The 23,897-nt window shown below is 50.1% G+C and carries 20 protein-coding genes, 2 tRNA genes and 1 riboswitch; of the genes, 10 read left to right on the top strand and 12 right to left on the bottom strand.

Going from position 1 to position 23,897, the window contains the following annotated elements:
* The first annotated feature begins 154 nt into the window (after positions 1 to 154).
* A complete protein-coding gene (locus PGW97_RS06020) occupies positions 155 to 436 on the top strand; it encodes a hypothetical protein (RefSeq protein ID WP_047884207.1) in 282 nt (93 codons plus the stop codon).
* Positions 437 to 483: 47 nt separating this feature from the next.
* Here the strand turns inward: PGW97_RS06020 and nhaA are convergent, their stop codons facing one another.
* From nhaA to PGW97_RS05995, 5 genes are all read right to left on the bottom strand, one after another.
* Positions 484 to 1,842, bottom strand: a complete 1,359-nt coding sequence (gene nhaA, locus PGW97_RS06015; RefSeq protein WP_273859253.1) for a Na+/H+ antiporter NhaA — start codon at positions 1,840 to 1,842, stop codon at positions 484 to 486.
* Positions 1,843 to 2,110: 268 nt separating this feature from the next.
* Complete coding sequence (locus PGW97_RS06010) at positions 2,111 to 3,442, bottom strand: methyl-accepting chemotaxis protein (RefSeq protein ID WP_443147108.1); 1,332 nt, start codon at positions 3,440 to 3,442, stop codon at positions 2,111 to 2,113.
* 681 nt (positions 3,443 to 4,123) lie between these two features.
* Positions 4,124 to 4,197 (bottom strand) — tRNA-Cys (locus PGW97_RS06005).
* A 76-nt stretch (positions 4,198 to 4,273) separates the two neighbouring features.
* Positions 4,274 to 4,360, bottom strand: a tRNA-Leu gene (locus PGW97_RS06000).
* Positions 4,361 to 4,579: 219 nt separating this feature from the next.
* The gene (locus tag PGW97_RS05995; protein WP_273859252.1) at positions 4,580 to 5,371 is read right to left on the bottom strand and encodes a hypothetical protein; all 792 of its coding nucleotides are present in this window, start codon (positions 5,369 to 5,371) and stop codon (positions 4,580 to 4,582) included.
* Positions 5,372 to 5,603: 232 nt separating this feature from the next.
* On the opposite strand from PGW97_RS05995, the gene PGW97_RS05990 reads away from it, so the two are divergent.
* The 3 genes from PGW97_RS05990 (at position 5,604) to PGW97_RS05980 (ending at position 7,683) form a co-directional block, all read left to right on the top strand.
* Entirely contained in the window at positions 5,604 to 6,323 is a 720-nt protein-coding gene (locus PGW97_RS05990; RefSeq protein WP_273859249.1) for a lipoate--protein ligase family protein, read from the top strand.
* Between the two features lie 321 nt (positions 6,324 to 6,644).
* Positions 6,645 to 7,382: an AzlC family ABC transporter permease gene (locus tag PGW97_RS05985; RefSeq protein ID WP_207103235.1), complete on the top strand. Its 738-nt coding sequence runs from the start codon at positions 6,645 to 6,647 to the stop codon at positions 7,380 to 7,382.
* A complete protein-coding gene (locus tag PGW97_RS05980; RefSeq protein WP_207103236.1) occupies positions 7,372 to 7,683 on the top strand; it encodes an AzlD family protein in 312 nt (103 codons plus the stop codon). Before PGW97_RS05985 ends, PGW97_RS05980 begins: the two co-directional genes overlap by 11 nt.
* A 67-nt stretch (positions 7,684 to 7,750) precedes the next feature.
* On the opposite strand, the gene PGW97_RS05975 is transcribed toward PGW97_RS05980, so the two are convergent.
* The 3 genes from PGW97_RS05975 to PGW97_RS05965 all read right to left on the bottom strand — a co-directional run bounded on the left by PGW97_RS05975 (position 7,751) and on the right by PGW97_RS05965 (position 11,561).
* Positions 7,751 to 8,860, bottom strand: a complete 1,110-nt coding sequence (locus PGW97_RS05975) for a succinylglutamate desuccinylase/aspartoacylase family protein (RefSeq protein ID WP_217393002.1) — start codon at positions 8,858 to 8,860, stop codon at positions 7,751 to 7,753.
* A gap of 245 nt (positions 8,861 to 9,105) precedes the next feature.
* Positions 9,106 to 10,068: a 4-hydroxy-tetrahydrodipicolinate synthase gene (dapA, locus tag PGW97_RS05970; protein ID WP_273859247.1), complete on the bottom strand. Its 963-nt coding sequence runs from the start codon at positions 10,066 to 10,068 to the stop codon at positions 9,106 to 9,108.
* A gap of 91 nt (positions 10,069 to 10,159) precedes the next feature.
* A riboswitch (Lysine riboswitch) is annotated at positions 10,160 to 10,330 on the bottom strand.
* 259 nt (positions 10,331 to 10,589) lie between these two features.
* Positions 10,590 to 11,561 carry a leukocidin family pore-forming toxin gene (locus PGW97_RS05965; RefSeq protein WP_217393000.1) on the bottom strand — a complete coding sequence of 324 codons (972 nt, stop codon included), beginning with the start codon at positions 11,559 to 11,561 and terminating at the stop codon, positions 10,590 to 10,592.
* Between the two features lie 502 nt (positions 11,562 to 12,063).
* Between PGW97_RS05965 and PGW97_RS05960 the strand changes: the two genes are divergently transcribed.
* Positions 12,064 to 13,419 (top strand): multiheme c-type cytochrome, encoded by a 1,356-nt coding sequence (locus PGW97_RS05960; RefSeq protein WP_107193798.1) that lies wholly within the window; start codon positions 12,064 to 12,066, stop codon positions 13,417 to 13,419.
* Between the two features lie 54 nt (positions 13,420 to 13,473).
* Positions 13,474 to 14,034: a NapC/NirT family cytochrome c gene (locus tag PGW97_RS05955; protein WP_273859245.1), complete on the top strand. Its 561-nt coding sequence runs from the start codon at positions 13,474 to 13,476 to the stop codon at positions 14,032 to 14,034.
* Between the two features lie 180 nt (positions 14,035 to 14,214).
* Here the strand turns inward: PGW97_RS05955 and pgsA are convergent, their stop codons facing one another.
* From pgsA to uvrY, 3 genes are all read right to left on the bottom strand, one after another.
* Entirely contained in the window at positions 14,215 to 14,772 is a 558-nt protein-coding gene (gene pgsA, locus PGW97_RS05950; RefSeq protein ID WP_047884196.1) for a CDP-diacylglycerol--glycerol-3-phosphate 3-phosphatidyltransferase, read from the bottom strand.
* A 42-nt stretch (positions 14,773 to 14,814) separates the two neighbouring features.
* Entirely contained in the window at positions 14,815 to 16,581 is a 1,767-nt protein-coding gene (uvrC, locus tag PGW97_RS05945) for an excinuclease ABC subunit UvrC (protein ID WP_047884242.1), read from the bottom strand.
* A gap of 65 nt (positions 16,582 to 16,646) precedes the next feature.
* Positions 16,647 to 17,291, bottom strand: coding sequence for a UvrY/SirA/GacA family response regulator transcription factor (uvrY, locus tag PGW97_RS05940; RefSeq protein WP_047884195.1), 645 nt, complete (start codon positions 17,289 to 17,291; stop codon positions 16,647 to 16,649).
* An 870-nt stretch (positions 17,292 to 18,161) separates the two neighbouring features.
* On the opposite strand from uvrY, the gene PGW97_RS05935 reads away from it, so the two are divergent.
* The 3 genes from PGW97_RS05935 to PGW97_RS05925 are packed head-to-tail and all read left to right on the top strand — an operon-like array spanning position 18,162 to position 21,250.
* Complete coding sequence (locus PGW97_RS05935; RefSeq protein WP_047884194.1) at positions 18,162 to 18,713, top strand: ECF-type riboflavin transporter substrate-binding protein; 552 nt, start codon at positions 18,162 to 18,164, stop codon at positions 18,711 to 18,713.
* A 3-nt stretch (positions 18,714 to 18,716) separates the two neighbouring features.
* The gene (locus PGW97_RS05930) at positions 18,717 to 20,414 is read left to right on the top strand and encodes an ABC transporter ATP-binding protein (RefSeq protein ID WP_273859243.1); all 1,698 of its coding nucleotides are present in this window, start codon (positions 18,717 to 18,719) and stop codon (positions 20,412 to 20,414) included.
* Complete coding sequence (locus tag PGW97_RS05925) at positions 20,411 to 21,250, top strand: energy-coupling factor transporter transmembrane component T family protein (protein WP_273859242.1); 840 nt, start codon at positions 20,411 to 20,413, stop codon at positions 21,248 to 21,250. Before PGW97_RS05930 ends, PGW97_RS05925 begins: the two co-directional genes overlap by 4 nt.
* A gap of 104 nt (positions 21,251 to 21,354) precedes the next feature.
* Here the strand turns inward: PGW97_RS05925 and PGW97_RS05920 are convergent, their stop codons facing one another.
* On the bottom strand, positions 21,355 to 22,260 hold the full coding sequence (locus tag PGW97_RS05920; RefSeq protein WP_217393009.1) for a DMT family transporter: 906 nt from the start codon (positions 22,258 to 22,260) through the stop codon (positions 21,355 to 21,357).
* A 98-nt stretch (positions 22,261 to 22,358) separates the two neighbouring features.
* On the opposite strand from PGW97_RS05920, the gene PGW97_RS05915 reads away from it, so the two are divergent.
* Positions 22,359 to 23,801, top strand: coding sequence for an aminotransferase-like domain-containing protein (locus tag PGW97_RS05915; protein WP_273859241.1), 1,443 nt, complete (start codon positions 22,359 to 22,361; stop codon positions 23,799 to 23,801).
* Positions 23,802 to 23,897 lie beyond the last annotated feature (96 nt).

Genomic DNA, 23,897 nt, shown 5'->3' with positions numbered 1-23,897 from the left:
AATCGGGGGCTATCCGATACTTATCACAGCGTTCAACGTTTACTGATGACGCCATAACTACAGTAGCCACAGCACGACTGCCCTGTGCTCTGAGACATAGATGCTACACATCTAAGAAAAGAATTCGACTTACCTATCGAATAAGGAGCCAACAATGGATCGCAAAGCACTCATCGATAAACTGCATGCCAGACTGCTTGACTGGAACAATGAAATTACCCGACTCGAAGCCAAAGCAGAGCAGGCCTCAGGGGAAGCCAAACGTGACTTGCTTGAAACCATCGAACAGATGAAACAGCGCAAAGAAGAAGCCAGAACCAAAATTGCCGAGTTGCAGCATGCGAGTGACAGCGCCTGGGAAGACATCAAAAAAGGGGCAGATGAGGCCCTCGATGCCATCAAGCGCTCATTTGAATCTGCCAAATCCAAATTCTGACCGCTTATCTGGCTGACAGCATCATACATACCAGCCTTAAGCCGGTATTAACATTCGCTGCCGTTTGTGGCTGGCTGTTGTTTCAGCCACAAATAGCCCAGCGTGCCCGCCAGAAAAGAGGCGAGCAGCACCGCTGTTTTCGCCACCAGTAACGCGTCAGGATCTTCTGAGAACCCCAGGCTGCTAATGAATATCGACATTGTGAACCCGACGCCCCCCAGCATGCCGATGCCGACAACGTGGCGTAATGACAATCCGTCCGGCAGCACACCCAGTTTCAACTGCATCGTCAGCCAGCAAAATAAAGGGATGCCGACAGCTTTTCCTATCACCAGGCCGAAAATCACTCCCGCGCCAAGCGGATGCAACCACACACTGGTCAGCGATTCGGTATCAATGGCAACACCGGCATTGGTCAGCGCAAACAAAGGCAGAATAAACAACGCAACCGGAGTTTCCAGCACCTTTTCCCAACGTCGCAATGGCGTAGAGGTTTTCTCTGCTGCTTTCTGCAGGTACTCGACCACTTCGTGCTGTTCCTGATCTTCCAGGATCTGATTGCTCTCTTTATTCTGCCGGTGCAGTCGATCAAACCGGAATAATAGTTTCCTGCCCTTTTCAACCAGCCATTTGGGATCCCGTTTACCGCGAGCAGGGACGGCAGCCGCCACAATAATACCGGCCAACGTGGAATGCAGCCCGGAACCATGCAAGGCCACCCACAGCACAATGCCGGCCAGCAGATAAGCGCTTGGACGCCGGATTCCTGCCAGATTCATCGCGGTCAGCACCAGCGTCATCGCCGCTGCAACGGCCAGGTACGGCAGGCTGATATCGTCAGAGTAAAACAGCGCAATGACCAAAATGGCGCCCAGATCATCAATAATGGCCAAAGCAGTTAAAAACACGAATGCCGCAGAGGGAATCCCTTTGCCCAACAAAGCCAGAATCCCGACCGCCAGCGCAGTGTCTGTGGCAACCGGGATTCCCCAGCCATGGCCGTATCCTGACGAGAGATTAAGCGCGTAATAAATGGATGCGGGAAAAAGAATTCCACCTAAAGCCGCAAAGGCTATTGGGGCTAAACGCTGCAGCGTTCTGATTTCCCCGACCAGCAGTTCCCGCTTCACTTCCAAGCCCAGCAGGAAGAAAAAGTAGGTCATGAAAGCTTCATTGACCCAAAGCTGCAAGCTCATTTCAAACTTGGCCTCGCCCCAGGAAAGGCCAATAGGGATGGCTTTGAAGGCTTCGTAGTGGTCAGCATAAGGTGAATTGGCCACAACCAGTGCCAGAATCACACAGAAAATCAGCAACACGCTGAGAGTGATTTGATTGCTGATAAATGACTGGAAAGGCTGATACAGCTTTTCAAATCCGTATTCAATTTTTTGGGGAGTCAACGGCATGGTTCCATTTCCCTCCAGTCACACACACTGGTTTACATCAGAGTGTAAAGCGTGGAAGGGAAATAAAAACGGGTCAAGTTTATGCTGGCGCTGAGCGGCAAAAAGCCAGTGCGGCAAAAGCCAAGACAGTAAAAAGCCGGATAAACCGGCTTTTTACTGATTCCGCTATTTTTACAGGTTCAGCTAGCAGCACACTTAGCACTGATTACCACCTTAATCTTATATCTGTCTGCCGACTAATGCGCATTTACGCGCAACCTGAAACCCGTTAACGGCACGGCGTTTCCGGCTGATCGCTGACCAGCTCGCTCACCGTATCGGCGACGTTCTGCGCGCCCAGACTAATTTCAGCAATCAGTGCCTGAGTCGCCTGAAGCTTTGCGTTACAGTCGTGCACCATGTTCTGAATGTTCGCCATGGTCTGCTCAGCACTGGCCGTCAAAGAAGCATTGTGCTGTACGATGGCCTCAATTTCCCCGGTTGCTCGCATCGTGTTAGAAGCCAGGTTTCTCACTTCATCTGCGACCACGGCAAAACCCCGCCCATACTCACCGGCGCGGGCCGCTTCGATTGCAGCATTTAAAGCCAGTAAGTTAGTCTGATCGGCAATCTTGGAAATGGTCGTGACGATCTGAGTGATATTCTGTGACTGCACGGCAAGATCGGTCATCAGTTGGTTAGCCTGAGAAACCGATGCAGTGATACTGGCAGCAATTTCAGTGGCGGAATTCAGCGTCGCTGCCCCCTGGCCAGCAATCCCCACCGTTTCATCCGATGTTTGCATGGCGACTTCAGACGCTGAGCGAATGGCCTCGGCACGTCGAATTCGCGCCGTCACATCACTGGCAAATTTCACCACCCTGACGACATTCCCCTGCTCATCAAAGACTGGGTTATACGTCGCCTCAAGCCAAATCACGTCCCCGTTTTTCGTTTGTCGTTCAAACAACCCTGACTGATATTGCCCACGGGCCAGCGACTCCCAGAATTCGGAGATATCGGATAAAAAAGCTGGCGTACAGAATATCCGGTGATGCTGTCCAACAATCTCTCGTAGTGAATACCCGACACACCGACAAAAATTGTCATTGGCATGCAACACCGTTCCTTCTGGAGAAAACTCAATGGTTGCTAATGATTTTTGCAACGCCGCAAAAACAGCCCCCTGCGCATCAAGTTGCTGCTTTTGCTGAGTCACATCGGCAGCAATTTTGATGACTTTGACAACACGACCATTGCCGTCGAGCACCGGAATATAGTTAGCTTCAATCCAGACACTGTTACCATCCCTGCCAACCCGCTCAAACGTGCCATGTTGACTGCGCCCCTGCCCTAGCTGGTGCCAGAACTGGCGGTATTCGTGCTGGGCAACCTGTTGTGGCGGACAAAACTGCCGATGATGCTGCCCCACCACGTCTTCCGGCAAGTATCCAAGTGTTTGCGTAAACAAAGCGTTCGCCGTGATGACTGTGCCATCAGGTGTAAATTCTATGTATGGGACACTACGCTGCACCGCCTGCATAAGCTGAGACTGTTCTTTCAACCTCGCAATGACCTGCTCGTTATCTTGCCGTGATGTTGAGCGTCCCAGAAAAAACATAGAAGTTTCCTTATGATTATTATTCGTTATACGTAATGGCAAACTTGTTGTGGCCGATTATGTCTCCATCGCCCAATAGCAATACAGCACTTCCCTCAAATTAACCATTTTCTCAAATGGAAAAAGGTTTCAGCGCCTGCCCATGAGCAAAAGAGCGCGAAGTGTAGTACATCTGATAACGCGATTTAACAACAATTGGGTCAATAAAAGCTCAAACATTATAAAAACGGATAAAAGAAATCATAACCATCTGACAAAATTATTTATCTTTCATAATGTTACAAAAAGTAACCAAACTATCAGCTGTTATCCCACCCACAGCCCTTCCGTCTACCAGCAGATGGAAAATCAAACCGTTCAAACACTTTGATGAGTGAAACGTTGCTTGAACAATTTACACTGGCGAACAATCTACTCTGGCAAACACTGGATTCTAGTGAACAATGGATTCTGGTGAACCTAGACTCCGGTGAGCATTAAATCCGGATTAGACGTCTCAAAAAGGAGTGTGGACGTTTAAGAAACTTACGCGATGAGGTGGCACGAAAAGAATGAAAATAGAACACGGTTATCGGCTATATCTGAAGACGCACTGAATAACAGAAAATCGATGACAGGTAAAATGCTTAGTGGGAAATGTAGCTGATGTGAAAGTGCTGATGGGATGAATACACAGAAAAATGGAGGCGCGTCCCGGAGTCGAACCGAGGTCCACGGATTTGCAATCCGCTGCATAGCCACTCTGCCAACGCGCCTTTGAATACTCTCTTTATGAATGTCGATGATGAAACCGACCCTACTCGTGGCATGAGTAAGTAACGAGAGTAAAGATGGTGCCCCGGGCCGGACTTGAACCGGCACGCCGCGAACGGCGAGGGATTTTAAATCCCTTGTGTCTACCAATTTCACCACCAGGGCAACGCTTAAAAGCGATACTGCTAACTGAAGAAAGTTAAACACCATCTGTTCTGCGAGTTTCCCCGTAAGAACGAGGTGTACTTTACTGGATTGAAAAAATCCGTCAATAAGAAGTTTTATCTTTTTTATTCATATGGTTAAAAAGCATTCCACTTGAGATACCCAACGCGCAATTAGCGTAAATAATTGACACTGCTTCTCAATACCCGCCTTGTATGGCTACAAAAAATAGTCGTTGTATAAAAAACCTGTAACCGCAATGTGCGCCACCACGGGAAAAGCAATCAACATAAGCCGTAGCGTGTGAACCAGCGACCACTTTGCCTTCTCAAACGTTAATGGATAGTCAAAATACACCAGTAAATAAAGCATTTGCTGAATGGGGAAAAAGCCTGATTTTAACAGAATATTTCTTCCTGATGCAGTGATGATAAACAAAGCATGGGGAATATAAGACGTTCTGACATCACGAGTAGTTGGCCAATAAGACACGACAATGTTTTGAATTTCGATCCTCGCGACGGTGAGACACTGCGGACCTTGAGGCTCGGGTTCTCTCGGCTCAGGATGTCGGGGCTGGTGCTCCATCGACTCAGAAACATCCATGATATGGCATGCGGGAAGCTCCACTTTCCCATGGCTGATAAGGCATGACAGGCCTGAGGAGACGTGGTAACAACGTTTAATACATAACTTTCGCAGGAGTAAATAACAAGGCACAGTGGCCCCATAGATAATGAGCGCAGGGACAGGCGGCCAAATCTTTGCGTAGATAAACGGCAATATTGCCAGACTAACCAACGAGATAAAAAATAAGCCCTCTAATAAAAAGGGTAATGGATACAGTATTGATACCACTTTCAAGCGAATTGCACTGGTTGGTGAAAGCGTCTTTTTCCCTTTAAAATCTGTGGCACCAAACCAGGTGGAGTCATTTATGGTGATCTTACCCATCTTTTCCATAACAGTATTGTGACCTTTTATTCCTTGAAAATGAGTCTGTAATGGCATCAGAAAGTGCCTCCCTAATACACCTTCAGTGCCCGGTTTCAGATCTGCGCGGCACAATATAAAACATGGCACATAATGAGAAAATGTGAATTTTTCGCATTTCCACCGTGCGATAATTCGCTGCCAGTGACCGTTAACCACCTGAAATAACCTTATTTATTGTCCCCTTGTTTTCAATACACTTTCAGGTCAGCATAGCGTTACTGTCTTGCCACCAGTCAGGAGATACCCGTTGACAGCAAAAAACAAATTGATTCGTTACCTGAGTATCGAGGCTGAAGATCTTTTCGAAAAAGAAGCCGAGCTGCTGCACATGGTCCAGTCCAATGACCTTTCTCAGGCACTGCTGCTGTGGCAAGCAAAAAGCCCGACTCTGGTTCTGCCCGCCGGAAAAAAATGGCCGGTCTCTCCGACTCTGATTGCTGAGCTTGACGCATCCGGCTGGAAATTAGTCTCAAGAAAAACCGGCGGCGCTCCTGTACCGCAGCTGCCAGGTGTCATAAACCTCTCCCATATCTATCATTGGCCGGAGGGGCTGCCATACGATATCAAGACGGCGTATTTGCATCTGTGCCAGATTCTCACCCATTTCTTTGACGATCTGGGTGTCTCCGTAAACATCCATGCAACGCCCGGTTCCTATTGTGATGGTGATTACAACCTCAATATCGACAACCGAAAAGTGGTAGGAACGGCTCAGCGAGTATTGCTGAAAAAAGGCGGCGGTCAGGTTGTGCTTTCACAGGCCTGTATCCTGCTCACAGGCAACATGGATGACATTGTAAAGCCTGTACAGCTGTGTAATCGGATCTGTAATAATCCGGTACAAATCCGTGCCGATGTTCATACACCGCTTTTTGAGCACATAGATCATCAGCCGTCGGTGGATACACTGTTTCAGAAATTGACCAGTGCTTTCCTCCGCTCCGGCCCTATCAGCTCAACAGGGTAATCTGTAGGGCAACTGTCAGGCGCACTGTCAGTCATGCCCTCTATACCGTTCCTTGGCTTGGCTTGGCTTGGCTTGGCTTGGCGGTATTCAAAACGTGACAATTTAAGCAAGCGGTATGTGAATGAACGCCGAATGCATGAGATACATATCATTAAGGCGTGTTGAATCCCTATTGAAGCGAGCCTGATTACATCCCAGTACATCTGCTAGCCATTCACATCCAGAGAGATATGAGACATACTGCAAACCATAACAACTATATTCTGCTGATTGTATAAGACAATCCATCTTTTCCACCTACACACTGGCTATCTGATCACCATGCAAACCGACATTCAACCCAACCTGACGTCAGGTACAAACCTGCACGAGTTCTCGAAAAAAGAAGTCTGGAACGGCTTTACCCAACTGGTACCACTGTCCTTTTTTGTCGTCGTATTTGGCGCGGCTTTTGGCCTGGCGGCCTCACAAACCGGCCTGGATAACACCTCGTCACTTCTGATGAGTACACTGGTGTTCGCCGGCGCATCTCAGTTTGCCGCCCTGGACTTGTGGGGCACAGAAGTGCCTGTTATTCCACTGATGGTCACGGTGTTTGCTATCAATGCCCGTCACCTGTTGATGGGAGCAACGCTGTATCCCTGGTTGCGTCACCTGCCTCCTGCAAAACGGTATGGCGTCATGCTCCTGGCATCAGATGCAAACTGGGCATTGTCACTCAATGCACTCAGTCGTGGCGAACGCGGGATAGGCTTGCTGCTGGGCGGTGGTCTGGCGCTCTGGTCGTTCTGGATTGTCGGCACCTGGCTGGGACTGACCTTTGGTAACGCTATTCACGACCCGGTTTCGCTGGGGCTGGACATGGTGATGGGTTGCTTCCTGCTTTCGATGGTAGCTATCGGACCGAAAAACATTCGTATTCTGGTGATCTGGGCCGTTGCGGCGGGTTCATCATTACTGGCTTACTGGTACTTACCTGAAAACAGCCATGTCGTAGTGGGCGCACTGTCGGGTGGTTTGCTGGGCGCATTCTGGACGGAGAAAAAACATGACCATTGAGACCAGTTTCAACGGTACCCTGCTAATTATTCTTGTGATGGCGCTGGTAACCCTCATCACCCGCTGGGGTGGAGTTTTTGTAATGTCTTTTATTCCAATCAGCCATCGAGTCCAACAGTTTATCAGTGCGATGTCTGGTTCCGTGCTGGTTGCGCTGCTCGCCCCGCTGGCAGTGGAAGGGGATAACGGTGCACGGTTGGCATTACTGGCGACAGCCATTGTGATGGTGATTTGGAAAAAGCCTTTACCGGCAATTGCTGCAGGTATTCTGGCTGCGGCCCTGTTCCGGCACTTAGCATAAAAGAAAAGCCAGAAAGTGATTTCTGGCTTACTTGGCTTACTTGGCTTACTTGACTTACTGGCTCAGCTTACAGCGGGAAAGTATTGGTCATCACTTTATAAAGCTCAGTCCCCTGATTGACACTGGCAGATGCAAAATGGAGAACCGGGATAGCATCACAATGCAAAGTCAGATCCCGGCGTTCACAAGCCTCACTTGCCAGCGCATTAAAGTGCCATAAGGTAACCAACGGCGCGCCAGCCGCCAGCGGTTGATTCACCGTGGCATGGTATTCAACTTGCCCGCCGGCCGGGCTGAAAAACGCTTTGTAATCTTTCAGATAACACGCATGCTGTGTCACTGGCTCACACTCAACAACCGGCGTTGCTGACCACAAGCCCTGATGCTGCAGATACTGACAAATGCCAAGCGCATCTTCTCGTGCGGCCTGCACGTTCAGCTTCTCCTGCGAGCCCAGTTCAATCGTGAAAGCATCCACCATCACAGGTAACGGACGTCCAAACTTGGCAAACGCCTCGCTCAGTTGCCACCAGGGGCTGAAACTCGCTTCATCCATCGCACCACTGAAATCACTCGGAATCAGAATATTCAGCGGGATATTGAAATAACGCGCACGCTCTCTGGCATATTCCGGCACATACAAATGACGCGCAGAAATCGGCCCGGTATGCAGATCCAGCACAATATCAGCCTCCACCGCCATCAGTTGTAAATTGATGGCAAGATGCTGGCCGCAGGTCAGTCCCCATGGGGAATTCAGCCGCTCATGCAAATGCTGTCTCAACTGACCGCGAAACGCCTCACGAATCACGGTTTCCTCAGCATGGCGGTACTCCTCACAGAATGGAGCAATCAGACTGGCATCAAAATGATATTGACGATTCCAGTTTACCCCCGTTACAGGGTCAAAACGGCCAAGGGTGAACTCACCACTTTTCTGATTAATGCCCATCGGATTAGCAAGCGGCACCAGCACCACATCCCCTTCTGGCGGGTGTTGCCGAAAGAACTCAAGCAGCTGATAAATCACCGCATTACCCTGAACTTCGGCACCGTGCACATTCGCCTGAATATACACCCGAGGGCCATTGCCGCTGCCCTGAATACGGATAACGGAAATTTCCATCGGATTACCCGTTGGCTGCTCACCCACTTTCATTTTTTCTGTTGCAATCATGTGCCATTCCGAAGATTTCGCTTCGGCTCTCCGTGATCGGGCGCAGGCCTGTCTCAACAAGCCTGCACAATGAGGTTATCGCGTTGCTGATGTTGTTAGCGTATAAAATTGCCGTAGAACGCTGCCGTATTGGGCTCTGTTTTTAGGTGCGAGATTCGTAAATGGCGCCGGCGCGTACATTGGTACCGGCGTAAATCGGTGCTGATACATCACTGTACTGCCCGAGATAAGTAAGAAACCAGTAATCAGGCAACCAGGAGCGGATCGTCAGCCGATACTGCTGGTTTAGCGCTGGCTTGCAGCCACTGATGCACAGCATCGTTGGCTTGCAGCACCGTGGTCAGTTCATTCAGCTCTTCCAGATATAGCGGTGGACGCAATCCGGCATGAGGAATTCGGCCTTGATGCTGCATCAGCGCTTTCACCGGAATCGGGTTCGCCGCACAGAACAGGCTGTCACCGGCTTGTTGCCATAACGCTTTAAAATCCGGAGCTGTCTCTGTCAGGCTGCGCTGGACATAGCGTGCGGTTGCTTCCGGCCAGGCATTGGCGGCCACGGAAACCAGCCCACACGCGCCAACAGCCACGAAATCCACCAGCAATCCGTCATCCCCACAGAAAAACTGCAGTGATGGCGCCGCATCATAATAACGGGTAAAGGCTTCCACACTGCCGCTGGCTTCTTTGACTGACCAGGCATTCGGGTGGACGGCCAGTGATGCCAGGGTATCAGCATTCAATGACACGCCTGTTCGCGAAGGCACGTTATAGATCATGCACGGCCACTGGCTGGCATCCAGCACACTGAGGAACCACTTAAGCTGACTAACCGGGCCCGGCTTGGCATACAGCGGTACCGGCACCAGCAAGGCGTCAATCGGGTAATCTTTAAGGAAACTCAGCCATTGCAGTTGCTGCTGCAGCTGGAAACCACCCACCCCGACCATCAGCGGGACTGTCAGATCCAGCGCACAGACATGCTGAACCACGGCCTGTTGCTCTTCCTGGGTCATCGCCAGTGCTTCACCGGTACTCCCGAGCACCAGCACACCATTTCCGGCGGCTTCCTGTTCTTTACACAGTCGAGTCAGGGTTGCAAAGTCGATGGATTCGTCGGCATGAAAAGGCGTAATCAATGCCGTCCACAGAGTTGTTTGTTGTAGTTGTTGTTGAACCGCTGTCGCGGTGGAAGAAGTTTGATTTGGCATCTCTAATCCGAATTTTCCATTATCAGTATTAGAGAGCTTGGTTTTGCGAAAAAGCCAATGACAGACAGCCATTTGAAGGCAAAAAAGCACAAATACCAGAAGCTCTCCACCAAAGGTGACAGCCCTGAGGATTCAGCCCCAGTGACCGACAAGTATTGCATCCAAACGCAAACTCATCTCGGCGTTAAGCCCCCTCACCTGCCTTCCCGGGTATTTGGATACCTCAGACAGACTACCTGGTTAACGCACCTCTTCTGCTCCCATACACTGATGGGATGCCTCGATTCAATCATCAATAGCGAAGGTCTGTCAATCATTAGGTGGATTTTTATGTGCTTTAGAAGGAAATTTTTTCATTGATGATATATCGACGTGAAGATAACCCTATTATCTCCTTACTTTAATCATGGTCAAATATATCTATGCATTAGCGTGATTAAAGATAAAAAAATGCCGGACTTTTGTCCGGCATTGATATCGTTTATGAAAAAATCAGAAATTTTCTGCTGTTTCTTGGTCGTTTATTGCTTACTCACAACCAGTTTATCCCAGTCGATACTGAAGCGGACTTCCGCTTCGTTGTAATGGTTTTTAGTACCGTAATCAGACCAGGTACACGCGCTACGGGAGAATCCCTCCTGAACCTGTTTCATCCCAGCACGCACGATCATTTCGGTTGTCGTTACCTCGTTGGTATCCGCGTCGGGGGTAAACACATACTGGAACTTCGGTTTAAAGCCGTAAATCAGGCGTGGGAAATTCTCTTCCGGCAGCAGGTTCTCATTGTAGCAGTCGGTGTAATGGTAAACACCTGCCCATTTGCCGTAGTACTGATAGTCATTGGTATACAACTGATTCAGTGATGTCGTCCATTTCACGCCTGTCCCGCGATAACTCCCGACCTGTGGTTTTACTGCGGTAACATAGTCTTTGCTGGAATACCGAGAAGTGTAGGCCACCCCCAACTGAGTGTTTAGCGATGCCGAAAAACCAGGCATTTCACCCGGTTTGCCGCTCACAGACAAGCCAATAGACGGCGCAACGGTGGTAGTTGAAACCGACACGTCGCTGGCCTCGTTCTGCGGCGAATAGTCTTCACTGAAGATGGGGGTACCACCAGCCTGATAAATGCTGTAATCAAACTGAACCGGATAATTCTGAGTGAAACGGGCAAGCAGCGGCGCATCATAGATTTGTTTTACGCCTGAGCCACCCGGCACATAACCGTTGCCCAACGTCACAACCCGCGCGGCTTTCTTGCCGTTGTGGCTATTGTGGAACAGCTCCACCAGCAGCTTCATCTGCACCCGGCTGCCACGGAATTCGCTCGGTGACAATTGCGCTTCACTCTCAAGAATGACTTCATAACTTTTTTTCTGATAGCCATCGAGTGTCACATCATCAATCAGTACACTTTCCACGACCTCATTGGCAAGCACTGACGTCCCATTCAGTGCAGTGAAAACCAGCGCCGCAATCCATCTCTTTTTCATAGGTATTATCTCTCTGGGAACCTTCCCAACGAAAATACCAATTAGTTCCATTATCAACAACGCATTGAAAGCAAATTTATGAAGGCAAGATCAAATTTGTGATCTGTTAAGAAAAGTAGACAGGCTGCTTCAGCAAGAATCGAACATACCTGACACAGGATTGAAACATCAGAACGCAGTGAGTAATCGCTGCTTGTAACCCTCTGAGCGGCAAGTAAACACCGCCTGCAGCATATCGCACTCTTATTGCATCCATATCACACCCTGTCGGTGAATGTTTTTTCACCAATAAGATTAATTAGACATACACTTTATGTGGATAAGCGAAGCAGTAAACATAACGCATAACAACGCAGGGATACACTGCAAGCACGTGAGCGAGGTTACTATGAAAATAAAACTGCCGACTCCAGCCAGATGGTCGCAGCATTTATTCGTCCTTCTTACCGCAATACTTCTTTTATTACCCGCGACATCCTTTGCTGAACCCAAAGCATTGGTCATGAAACCCTTCAAGCAACTCAGTCAGGAAAGTAAGGAGTGTGCTGCCTGCCACAAGGAGAAAAACCCGTCTATCTACGCACAATGGGGTCGCTCAAAACACTACGGCGCCAATGTGGGCTGCTATGAATGTCATCAGGCATCACCGGATGATCCGGATGCAATAAAACATGAAGGCTTCAATATTGCTGTCATTGTGTCACCGAAAGACTGCAGTGCGTGCCACAGTCAGGAAGTGGCCGAATTTTCCGCGAGTCACCATGCCAAAGCCGGTCAAATTCTTGGTTCTTTAGACAACTTTTTAGCCGAAGTGGTGGAAGGCGCCCTCACCTTCCACGGTAAATCCTCTGCGGCGGTAAACGGTTGCTGGCAGTGTCACGGCTCTGAAGTCAAAGTGCTGGAAAATGGCGACCTTGACCCAACCACCTGGCCCAATACAGGGATCGGACGGATCAATCCGGACGGCTCGGTAGGTGCCTGTACCGCCTGCCACCAGCGCCATGAGTTTTCCATGGTGCAGGCTCGCCGCCCTGAAGCCTGCGGCAAGTGCCACTTAGGCCCAGACCATCCGCAGAAAGAGGTTTATGAAGAGTCTAAGCACGGTATCAACTTCTTTGCCCACGTCGATAAAATGAATATGGATTCGGCCAAATGGGTAGTCGGTGAAGACTATGATGCCGCGCCAACCTGTGCAACCTGCCATATGTCAGCAACCCGCGAACTGCCTGTCACCCATGATGTGGGTAACCGGATCTCCTGGACCTTGCGCCCGGCCATTTCGGAGAAAATTGACGCCAAAGACAAGGCATCCGGTAAAGAAACCAAGTCCTGGCAGGACAGACGGACAGACATGAAAAATGTGTGTCAGTCATGCCATACCAAATCCATGATCGACAATTTCTACCAGCAGTTTGATTCACTGGTTGAACTCTACAACGACAAGTTTGCCCGCCCCGGCAAAGCCATGATGGAAGTCCTGCAAAAAGAAAAACTGCTGACTGACACCGAGTTCGACGAAGAAATTGAATGGACCTGGTTCTATCTCTGGCATCACGAAGGCCGCAGAGCGCGCCATGGTGCGGCTATGCAGGCACCGGATTATGTCCAGTGGCACGGCATGTATGAAGTGGCTGAACGGTTTTATATCGAAATGGTTCCGCAGTTTATGGAGATCCTCGAAAAAGCGGAGCATGACGGAAAAACCGACAGCGCCACCCGGGCTCGCGCAGTACTGGATGAAATCCTCAACCGACCTGAGCATGCCTGGTTCACGGGTAATGAACCGGAAAATGTCAAAAAGGCACGAAAAGAAGCACAGGATGCCTTTAAAGACCGCTACCTCAACGACAGCAAATAGTCCGGGATGCCGGGCATGACAACCTCATGCCCGGCAATACCCTAAGGAGGCATTATGGGAGAACCACGTTCCCGGACAAAAAAGTTTTGGCGCTGGCTGAAAAAGCCACTGCTGCTTGGTATCCCGATTGGCATCGTCCTTGTCGTCATCGGGCTGGTCAGTTTCCAGGGTGTCATGGTGGCTTCAAACATGAACGCATTTTGTTTCAGCTGCCACCTGAAAATGGACACCATCGTGCAAGAGTACAAGGCATCGCCCCATTATGTCAGTGACGATAAAGTTCTGGCCACTTGTGCAGACTGTCATGTACCCCACGAGTTTATCGATAAGATGAAAGTGAAAATCGCGGCGACGGCAGATATCTACCACATGATGAAAGGCACGGTCACCAAAGAGAACTTTGAGGAGCACAGGCCAAGGCTGGCCCGGATCGTCTGGGAGGATATGAAAGCCAGTGATTCAGGCACCTGCCGCCATTGTCATTCCGGTGAGAACTTTGATCTGTCCAAACAGCCTCAGCGCGCCCGGCTAAACCATGAAATGATTGAACAAAGGGGGGAAACCTGTATTGACTGCCACGCCGGTATTGCCCACAAGCGCATTACCATCGAGTAACCACCAGAAAGCACAAAGCCGCCAGTCAGGCGGCTTTTGTCATTCAGGCGTTCAGCATCCGGTTGCTGCTTTCAACATTGATGCTTTCAACATTGGTACTTTTAACATTGACGCTTTCAACGATACTTTCAACATTAATGTCTTCAAGATTGATGCACCCAAAATGCGTGTCAGCCAGGGTTACATATGCTCGGCATTAAACAGGTCGTCTTTAGCAGCACGCAGATAAATGTACATCGACCAGTAAGTCAGAATCATTGCGACATATAAAGCGACATACCCTACCCAGACTATCCACTCGACCGGATGCCACAGCAGCAGCAACAGGGCCAGCATCTGAGAGGCGGTTTTCACCTTACCGACCCAGGAAACAGCCACGCTGGAGCGTTTACCCAACTCGGCCATCCATTCACGCAAAGCCGAAATAATGATTTCACGACCAATCATAGTGATCGCCGGGATGGTCACCCAAATAGAATGATAGTGTTCGACCACCAACACCATCGCGGTTGCAACCATCACCTTATCCGCCACCGGATCAATAAAAGCGCCAAAGCGGGTAGTCTGATTCAGTTTACGGGCGAGGTAGCCATCAAACCAGTCTGTCACACCGGCGACAAAGAAAATCAACGCGGTTGCAAAAGGAGCCCACTGATACGGCAGGTAAAAAGCAATCACGAAAAAAGGGATAAGCGATAGCCGTATGAAGCTTAAAATATTTGGAATCGTTAAACGCATAATCAATTAGTTCTTATTGTGAATTTTTGTATCGCCACACCGCTAGTGTTGCAGTGCGTCATAGATTTTTTCTGCCAGTGCCCTGCTAATCCCTGGAACCTTGGCGATTTCCTCTCTGCTTGCTTTTTTGAGTTCCTGTAAACCACCCATGTATTTGAGCAACGCCTGACGACGCTTCGGACCTATGCCTTCCACATCCTCCAGCACACTGCGTTTTCTTACCTTCGCCCGCTGTGCACGGTGACCACTGATCGCATGATTGTGGCTTTCATCCCTGATGTGCTGAATAAGGTGCAACGCCGGAGAGTCTGAAGGCATGGTAAATTCTTCGCCTGTTGTGAGCAACAGGGTTTCCAGGCCGGGTTTTCGGGTCGTGCCTTTCGCCACGCCCACCAGAATCGGACGGGTCGGCCATTCGGCCATCAAAGGTGCTACTACATCATACGCTCTTGAGAGCTGACCTCTACCCCCATCGATAAAAATAATATCGGGAATTCTGTCAGGATCGATCTGCGAACCATAACGACGTTCCAGTGCCTGAGCCATCGCGGCGTAATCGTCGCCACCGGTGATACCGGAAATATTGTAACGGCGATATTCCTGTTTCAGCGGCCCTTCTTTGTTGAAGACCACGCAGGACGCAACGGTTTTTTCACCCATGGTGTGGCTGATATCGAAACACTCCATACGCTCAAGCGTATTCAGCCCCAATGCTTCACGCAGCGCCACAAAACGCTGGTGAATGGTCAGCTTGTGGTTCAGCTTGCTGATCAGCGCCGTACGGGCATTGGTCTGAGCCAGTTTCTGAAATTTGGCTTTATGCCCGCGCGTATGGGTCTTAATCGTGATTTTTCGCCCGGCCAGATCCGACAGCGTTTCCGCAATCACCGATTGCTCATCGCCTAACGACTCACCCAGCAAAATTTCAGATGGGATGACCCTGCCTTCTGCCTGATTCAGATAAAACTGACAGACAAAGCTGGACAGCACCTCGGTAATGTCAGCTTCTGCCGGCATTTTCGGGAAATAACTGCGGCTGCCCAGAATCTTGCCCTGACGGATATACAGCGCATGAATACAGGCCATGCCATTTTCGTGCGCAATGCCTACGACATCCAGATCGTCATCACTGTCCTGGCTGACAAACTGCTGCTCCTGTACCCGGCGCAGCGCTTGAATTTGATCCCGGTACATCGCGGCTTTCTCGAACGCCAGCTGCTGGCTCGCCTGCTCCATCTTTTCGACCAGGGATGCAATCACCTGACGGTCTTTCCCTTTAAGGAACAAACGGACAAAATTCACCTGCTCCTGATAATCCTCGTCGCTGACCAGCCCTTTCACACAGGGCCCGAGACAACGGCCAATCTGGTACATCAGGCAGGGACGGCTTCGGTTTGCATACACCGAGTCTTCACACTGACGGATAGGGAACACCTTTTGCAACAGGTGCAGGCTTTCGCGTACTGCGCCGCCATCCGGATACGGACCAAAGTATTCCCCTTTGCGCTTTTTCGCGCCGCGGTGAATAGTCAGACGGGGGTGCTGGTTAGCACTCAGGTAGATGTAAGGGTAGGATTTATCGTCGCGGAGCAGGACATTGTATTTGGGCAAATACAACTTGATGTAGTTGTGTTCCAGAATTAACGCTTCGGTTTCGGTATGCGTTACCGTGACATCAACTTTGGCAATGTTTTTGACCAAAGCCCTGGTCTTTTCACCACTGACATTGGTGCGAAAGTAGCTGGACAGGCGTTTCTTTAAATCCTTCGCCTTACCGACATAAATAACCTCACCAGCCTCGTCATACATTCGGTAGACGCCTGGCTGGTGAGTAACGGTTTTTAGAAAACTTTTTGCGTCAAACTGTTCTGACACTACAACGTCTCTGTGTCTAACATTCCGTGGCGAATCGCAAGGTGGGTGAGTTCGACATCACCATTAATGTCCAGCTTACTGAACAGGCGATAGCGGTAACTGTTAACCGTTTTAGGACTCAGATTCAATTGCTCCGAAATTTCGGTCACTTTCTGCCCTTTCGTAATCATCATCATGATCTGCAGTTCGCGTTCAGAGAGATCTTTGAATGGGTTTTCTGAGCTTGGCGCAAACTGGCTCAGTGCCATTTGTTGCGCTATTTCCGGTGAAATATAACGTTGTCCGCTATTCACTGCGCGAATCGCATTCACCATTTCATCAGGCCCTGCCCCTTTGGTTAAATAACCTGCGGCACCTGCCTGCATCACTTTCGTCGGGAACGGGTTTTCAGTGTGGATGGTCAGAACGATGATTTTGATATCAGGGCTGAAGCGCAAAATTTTACGCGTGGCTTCCAGACCGCCGATACCCGGCATGTTCATATCCATAAGAATAATGTCCGAATGATTATTTCGGCACCATTTTACGGCTTCTTCACCACTGTCGGCTTCCCCTACCACTTTAATACCACGGACATCTTCAAGAAGACGTCGGATCCCTGTGCGAACCAGTTCGTGATCATCTACAAGGAATACATTAATCAAGCTGTATCTCCAATATGATTTGGCTCTGCACCCTGCCGGAATGGCGGGATAGCTGTTACTGATAGTAACCGATTCTACCTCAACTTCCTAACTGAGCCCATGCGGATTCTGTGTATCAGCGCATGTTTTCGAAGCAAGTTAAAGCTTGACAAGAATCGGAATGTTCAAATTTCACGCGCTTTACATTAAAGCGATATGAAACAGCAGTATTTACTAACTAAGTGAAAAAATAAAGTGGAAAATTCATTATTTCCAGCCGTTTAGATAGTTCTCAGCAATATCGGCGGAAAAGCATAACTTTCGTTATCAGCCTATGTTCTCGCTATTATTGTGAGCAGAACAGAGAAAACAGTGCGCTTTAGCACTAACTGGGACATCCTTGCTAAAACGATAACTTATCATCCTAGAAACAGCCATTTAACGTGTGGCTAAGACCCAATATCAACACCGATCAAGCTGCCTTGATTAACTTACAGTATTGCTGATGATTGCATATTTTTAAAGGCAGCCTGCGTACTTCTTCTCTCTGTACTTCTAAGTTTAGTCGTCGTCAATGCCCGCCGAATAGGAAGAGTAAAAACGAAATCACTGTGTTTTTTCAGGTTACAAGGTATACGCTGATGACAACAAATCGGGCAAGGAATAGACGTCCGGAAGTAAAGATTTCATTTATTTAGCGGCTTCATGTATCATGCGCCGCTTGTGTCTGCCGACCACCCTGCTCTTGCGAAAAAATGGATTTACCTCTCTTCCCGGATATGACATCTGTCTGGCTATGCCAGCGCCCGCCACTTGCAAAGCAGCGTTTACAAGGCCGGCAAATCAACAGACTCGCCTACGGGCAACGTCAGTGAATTAGAAAGGTATGTCATGAATTTATCTGCCAAGACAGTTGTACTTATTGCTATTGGTGCAGCGTTATACGGCATAGGCGGTTTGCCTATGTTCGGTATTCCTGTCTTTGCCAACACCACCCTCAAACCGGCCATGGCTGTACTGGCTTTGTTCGGCGTCCTGTTTGGCCCACTGGTTGGCTTTCTGGTCGGCTTCATTGGACACTGGGTCACCGACTTATTTGCTGGCTGGGGCGTTTGGATTACCTGGGTGCTGGGCTCCGGCATCGTCGGCTTACTGATTGGCCTGTATCCGAAACTCACTCGCGAACGCCTTGAGAAAGGCCATTTCTCCAAGCTCGATTTCTGCCTGTTCGTACTGCTGGCCTTTATTGGCAATGTTGTAGGTTATGGCAGTTCCGCCATGCTTGACGCCATCCTCTACGCCGAACCTTTTACCAAGGTAATGGCACAGCTGACCATCATTGCCGCGGGCAACACGATACTGATTGCGGTGGTCGGCCACTTCATCCTGACCGCAGTCGCAAAACGTAAAAAACTCAGTTACAACCTGAAAGAGGCGTACTAACGCATGTCCATCCAGTTTTCAGATTTTTCTTTTAAATATTGGGCGTTAGAGCAGCCAACCCTGAAGAACATCAACCTGACGATTGAAAAAGGCGAAAAGGTCGTGATCGTCGGACCAAGCGGCAGCGGCAAATCCACCCTTGGCCAGTGCCTGAACGGGTTAATTCCTTTTGCCATCAAAGGTGATATCTCCGGCTCACTGACCATTAATGGTCAGTGCACCCAGCACATGGATTTACACCAACTGACCTGCCAGGTCGGAACGGTGCTGCAGGATACCGACGGCCAGTTTGTCGGCCTGAGCATCGGCGAGGATATTGCCTTTGCACTTGAAAACCAGATGGTTGCACCGGGTGCGATGCACCGTGTGGTCGAAGAGACCGCCAAGATGCTGGAGCTGGATGACATGCTGCATCTGTCGCCGTTTGATCTGAGCGGCGGCCAGAAGCAACGTGTATCACTGGCCGGAGTTATGGTAGATGACGTAGATATCCTGCTATTTGACGAACCACTGGCCAGTCTGGATCCCAAAACTGGCAAGGCGACCATAGAGATCATTGACCAATTGCACCGTGACACCGGCAAAACTGTCGTGATCATTGAGCACCGTCTGGAAGATGTCCTCCACTGCCCGGTTGACCGGATTGTGATGATGGAACGTGGCCAGATTGTTGCCAACATGACTCCAGATGAGCTGCTGGCCAGTCCGCTACTGGGTGAACACGGTATCCGAGAGCCATTGTACCTGTCTGCTCTGAAAGCAGCGGGCTGTACTGTCCGTGCATCTGATCAGCCAGCCTCATTACAGACGATGCAGCTGGATGCGTTTAAATCTGACGTCCTTAACTGGCTAACCTTACAGACTCCCCAATCGCAAACCAATCAAGCCACACCTCTTCTGGAAGTCAGTCATCTGGGTTACTCCTACGACGGCCAGAAGCAGACACTGGACGACATCAGCTTTACCCTGCGCCAGGGAGAATTTGTCTCGGTGCTGGGTAAGAACGGTTCCGGGAAATCGACTCTGACCCGGCTGATTATGGGCGTCATCGCCCCGGATCAGGGCACAATGCACTTTGAAGGCAAAGACCTGACCCAGCGTTCTATTTCGGAGCGCAGTCAAGATATCGGGGTTGTTCTGCAAAACCCAAATCACATGATTTCCCATCATATGATCTTTGACGAGGTCGCATCTGGTCTGCGCCACCGCGGTCTGCCGGAATCTGAGGTTGAGCAGAAGGTATTGGCTACCCTGGAACTGTGTGGGCTGGGTCGCTACCGTCACTGGCCAGTAGATGCCCTGAGCTATGGTCAGAAAAAGCGGGTGACCATCGCAACAATGCTGGTACTGGAACCCAAACTGCTGATTCTGGACGAACCTACTGCCGGACAGGATTACCGTCACTATACCGCGATGATGGCGTTTATCCGCGAGCTGAACCAGAAACTGGGACTGACTATCCTGATCATCTCACATGATATGCATCTGGTGCTGGAATACACCGACCGGGCGATTGTGATTGCCGACAGCAAGCTGCTGGCAGATGCACCGGTTAACACCATTTTCAGTCAGCCTTCGTTGCTGGAACAGGCCAACCTGACGGTGACCAGTTTGTACACGCTGGCTCAGAAACTTGGCATTGAACGAATCGATCACTTTATTCGTTGCTTCATTCACCATGAGGCAAGCGCACACGTATGAAAACCAATAAAATCAAATTCGGTATCAGTTACATCAATACCGGCTCACCGCTGCACAAACTGAATGGTATTACCAAGTTTGTCCTGTTCATGGCCTGGGTGACCATGGTGCTGATCACGTTTGATATCCGCATCATCACGGCCATGATCGCCTTAGGTTTTGCTCTGCTGAAGCTGTCGGGCGTGCCGTTCTCCAACTACAAAACGCTGATGACAGGCACCGTAACCGTCCTGCTGCTCAACGCGCTGTTTATGTACCTGATTGCGCCGCAACAGGGAACAGAATACATGGGTAGCGAGACGGTACTGCTGGCCCTGACCAGCCACTATACCCTGACTCAGGAAACCCTGTTTTATCTGCTGACGGTCACCCTGAAATATTTCAGCATGTTCCCCATCGCGCTGGTATTTGTTTTCACCACGCACCCGACTGAGTTTTCGGCCAGTCTGAACCGGCTGGGCGTACCATACCGGATCGCCTATGCCGTCAGCCTGACCCTGCGGTATCTCCCGGAAGTGACCAAAGACTTTATCAATATCATGCATGCCCAACAGGCTCGTGGCGTTGATATCTCGAAAAATGCCCCTGTTTTCACTCGCCTGAAAAATGTGGCCAAAATACTCGGCCCGTTGATTTTCTCCAGTCTGGACCGGGCCGATGTGATTTCCAACGCCATGACGCTGCGTGGTTTTGGCCGCCACAACAAACGGACATGGTACAGCCTGAAACCAATGCAGTCTGTGGATTATATGGTGCTGACAACCATTGCGCTGGTTCTCGCTGGCGGTTTCTGGCTGAGACACCAGTCCGACCAGTTATTCTGGTATCCGTTCTGATCGTGCTGGTAGCAGGCCAGTAATGGAAAAGCCCGTTTCTGTATCGAAAACGAATACTGAAGCGGGCTTTTTAGTTTCAAGGTTCGCTGTACTCTTGGCGACAGTTAGCGGGAAGAGACGCCGTACTGGGTAGCCTGAGCCGGTCGGATGTTTGGCCGACGAATCACCAGGTATACCGCTACCGCCGCCAGGGCAAACCCCATCGCACCATATTTATCAAACGTTTCACCAAATACCAGCCAGGCCTGAAACGCCGTCATTGGCGGTGCCAGATAAAAAGTTGAGGCAACCTTTGACGATTCACCGTGCTTAATCATGTACAGCAGCAGCAGAATTGATACCACCGAGAGCACCAGTACCAGCCAGCTCAGCGCAAAGATAAACGTTGGCGTCCAATTCACAGCCATGGTTTCCGTCATCAGTGCTACCGGCAAAAACAGAGTGGCAGCCGCCGCATATTGCCAAACCGCTCCGCCAATCATATCGACATTCTGGCAAAACCGTTTCTGATACAAGGTGCCGAAGGTAATCCCCAGCAACGCCAGAATCGTAAACGCATACGCTGCCGTTCGGTTACCATCCTGATGCCAGGACATGTTCCCCTGAAGTACCAGGGCGATCCCGATAAAGCCAAGCACTAATCCAGCCCACTGTGTGGGTCTCATACGTTCACCTGCAGCGGCAAACATCACCAGTGCCGTGACAATCGGCTGCAACCCGACCAGCAGTGAACACAGCCCGGCAGACATGCCAAGGCTAATGCCAATATAGGTTCCCCCCAAGTAGAAGCCATGGATCAGTAACCCGGCGACCAGGCAGTGCCCCAGCGCTTTACCTGTCGGCAGACGGGCACGCAAGATCACAACCAGCAACAGAAACACACCGATATTCGCTAACATGCGTAATAAAAGGAAAGTCATCGGCTCGGCATAAGGCAACCCTAGCCGGGCACCAATGAAACCGGAGCTCCAAAGAACAACAAAAATAAACGGAATAAAGCGTGCCAGCATGACTCTCTCACTTTGCATTTTTTCACAGAGTCTTTACTTTATAGGGGTACAGAAATGTTAACAGGCACAGATAACAGTGATTTTTAGGGTACAGAAGGATGAAAGCAACACCATCACCGGGCATCACCAAATATCAACAGGTACTCAACTGGCTCAATGACCAGATTGATAAACACAGTTATCTTCCGGGTGACAAACTGCCGTCCATTCGTCAGCTAAGCCGCGAACTGAACCTGAGCAAGAACACCGTCATCCGTGCCTACCAGCAGTTGGAAGCCGGCGGCAAAATAACGGCTTGTCCCCGCTCGGGTTATCGGGTCGCTGCCGGATTACATAGTGTCCCGACAGTCCCGGTGCCTGAACCGGAGTTTGTGGATCTGATGACCCTCAGCAAAAACATCATGCGGTTACCGGCATCGAGAGAGGTGCTGCCGATGGGCTCAGCGCACCCGGACACGAATTTTCCCGCTATTCGTTCTCTGTATGCTGAAATCGGTCGCCACAGTCGTTATCAAAGCCATATTCCCAGCCATTACCAGTTACCCCCCGGTGATGAAAACCTGCTGAAACAACTGGTGGGAATCAACCGCGAGCTGGGCATCACGACCTCAGCCAGTGAACTGTTGATCACACATGGCGCCCAGCAAGCCATCAGCCTGAGTTTGCAAGCGATCACCCGGCCAGGCGATATTGTGCTGCTTGAATCAGCCAGTTACTTTGGCAACCTGTTGTTGCTTGAATCTCTCGGCCTGCAGGCTATCGAAATTCCGTTTGATGCTCAGTACGGCTGGCATTTCGGTGCGCTGGAAGCCGCCCTTCAAAACTGGCCAGTCAAAGCTATCCTGATCAACCCCAGCTTCAACAACCCAACCGGCCATGTAATGTCAATACAGGAGCGACGGGAATTCCTCTCACTGACTGGCGGCATCCCCATTATTGAAGATGATGTATTTGGCGGGCTGGCTTACCACCAGCGGCCGCTGCCGCTCAAAACGCTGGATACCGAAAACCGGGTGATTTACTGTAATTCCCTCTCCAAAACCCTCGATTCCCGATTACGTATTGGCTGGGTGATTGCTGGACAATATCAGCCCGTGATCGAAAAACGCCTGATGACCGACAATATGGGCAGCCCCAATCTGCTGCACTCTGCCGTCGGCGAATTCCTGACGACCGGTAAATACCGCGATCACCTCGGCAAAATACGTCGCAGCTACAGCAAAAAACAAAAACTGTTTTTCCAGGCTCTGTCCTGGGCACTGGATCGTTATCCGCATCTGAAAGAACGCTATCACCTGACTCAACCTGAAGGCGGATATTTATGCTGGCTGATCTTACCGGAGCCAGCAGACAGCAATCGTATTTATCAGGAAGCCCTAGCCAAAGGCATCAGCCTGCTGCCGGGAAATATGTTCAGCGCCAAAGATCAGCACAGGCACTGCATACGGTTCAGTTTTGCGAACTACGAGGACACACCGAAGTGGCAGCAGGGGCTGGCTACCCTGGCTGGCATTATTGCCCGACATCTGGCCGAAACCTGATCTTTCACTGTTGCCTACTCACTCTGTTACAAAATCAGCTTGGCGCTAAATCAGTCCTTTGCCTGATCAGACTGCCGTATGCCAAGTGGCGATTCA

Source organism: Photobacterium sp. GSS17, from assembly GCF_028621875.1.
Classification (GTDB): domain Bacteria; phylum Pseudomonadota; class Gammaproteobacteria; order Enterobacterales; family Vibrionaceae; genus Photobacterium; species Photobacterium ganghwense.
This window is presented reverse-complemented; position numbering and strand designations above follow the sequence as displayed.

Coding starts and splice junctions, on each gene's coding strand:
- PGW97_RS05955 (WP_273859245.1), top strand. CDS start 13,474: ATGGGAGAACCACGTTCCCGGACAAAAAAGTTTTGGCGCTGGCTGAAA.
- PGW97_RS05995 (WP_273859252.1), bottom strand. CDS start 5,371: ATGCCATTACAGACTCATTTTCAAGGAATAAAAGGTCACAATACTGTT.
- PGW97_RS06020 (WP_047884207.1), top strand. CDS start 155: ATGGATCGCAAAGCACTCATCGATAAACTGCATGCCAGACTGCTTGAC.
- PGW97_RS05930 (WP_273859243.1), top strand. CDS start 18,717: ATGTCCATCCAGTTTTCAGATTTTTCTTTTAAATATTGGGCGTTAGAG.
- PGW97_RS05985 (WP_207103235.1), top strand. CDS start 6,645: ATGCAAACCGACATTCAACCCAACCTGACGTCAGGTACAAACCTGCAC.
- dapA (WP_273859247.1), bottom strand. CDS start 10,068: ATGCCAAATCAAACTTCTTCCACCGCGACAGCGGTTCAACAACAACTA.
- PGW97_RS06010 (WP_443147108.1), bottom strand. CDS start 3,442: ATGTTTTTTCTGGGACGCTCAACATCACGGCAAGATAACGAGCAGGTC.
- uvrC (WP_047884242.1), bottom strand. CDS start 16,581: ATGTATGACGAGGCTGGTGAGGTTATTTATGTCGGTAAGGCGAAGGAT.
- PGW97_RS05965 (WP_217393000.1), bottom strand. CDS start 11,561: ATGAAAAAGAGATGGATTGCGGCGCTGGTTTTCACTGCACTGAATGGG.
- pgsA (WP_047884196.1), bottom strand. CDS start 14,772: ATGCGTTTAACGATTCCAAATATTTTAAGCTTCATACGGCTATCGCTT.
- PGW97_RS05935 (WP_047884194.1), top strand. CDS start 18,162: ATGAATTTATCTGCCAAGACAGTTGTACTTATTGCTATTGGTGCAGCG.
- PGW97_RS05960 (WP_107193798.1), top strand. CDS start 12,064: ATGAAACCCTTCAAGCAACTCAGTCAGGAAAGTAAGGAGTGTGCTGCC.
- nhaA (WP_273859253.1), bottom strand. CDS start 1,842: ATGCCGTTGACTCCCCAAAAAATTGAATACGGATTTGAAAAGCTGTAT.
- PGW97_RS05925 (WP_273859242.1), top strand. CDS start 20,411: ATGAAAACCAATAAAATCAAATTCGGTATCAGTTACATCAATACCGGC.
- PGW97_RS05915 (WP_273859241.1), top strand. CDS start 22,359: ATGAAAGCAACACCATCACCGGGCATCACCAAATATCAACAGGTACTC.
- PGW97_RS05980 (WP_207103236.1), top strand. CDS start 7,372: ATGACCATTGAGACCAGTTTCAACGGTACCCTGCTAATTATTCTTGTG.
- PGW97_RS05920 (WP_217393009.1), bottom strand. CDS start 22,260: ATGCTGGCACGCTTTATTCCGTTTATTTTTGTTGTTCTTTGGAGCTCC.
- PGW97_RS05975 (WP_217393002.1), bottom strand. CDS start 8,860: ATGATTGCAACAGAAAAAATGAAAGTGGGTGAGCAGCCAACGGGTAAT.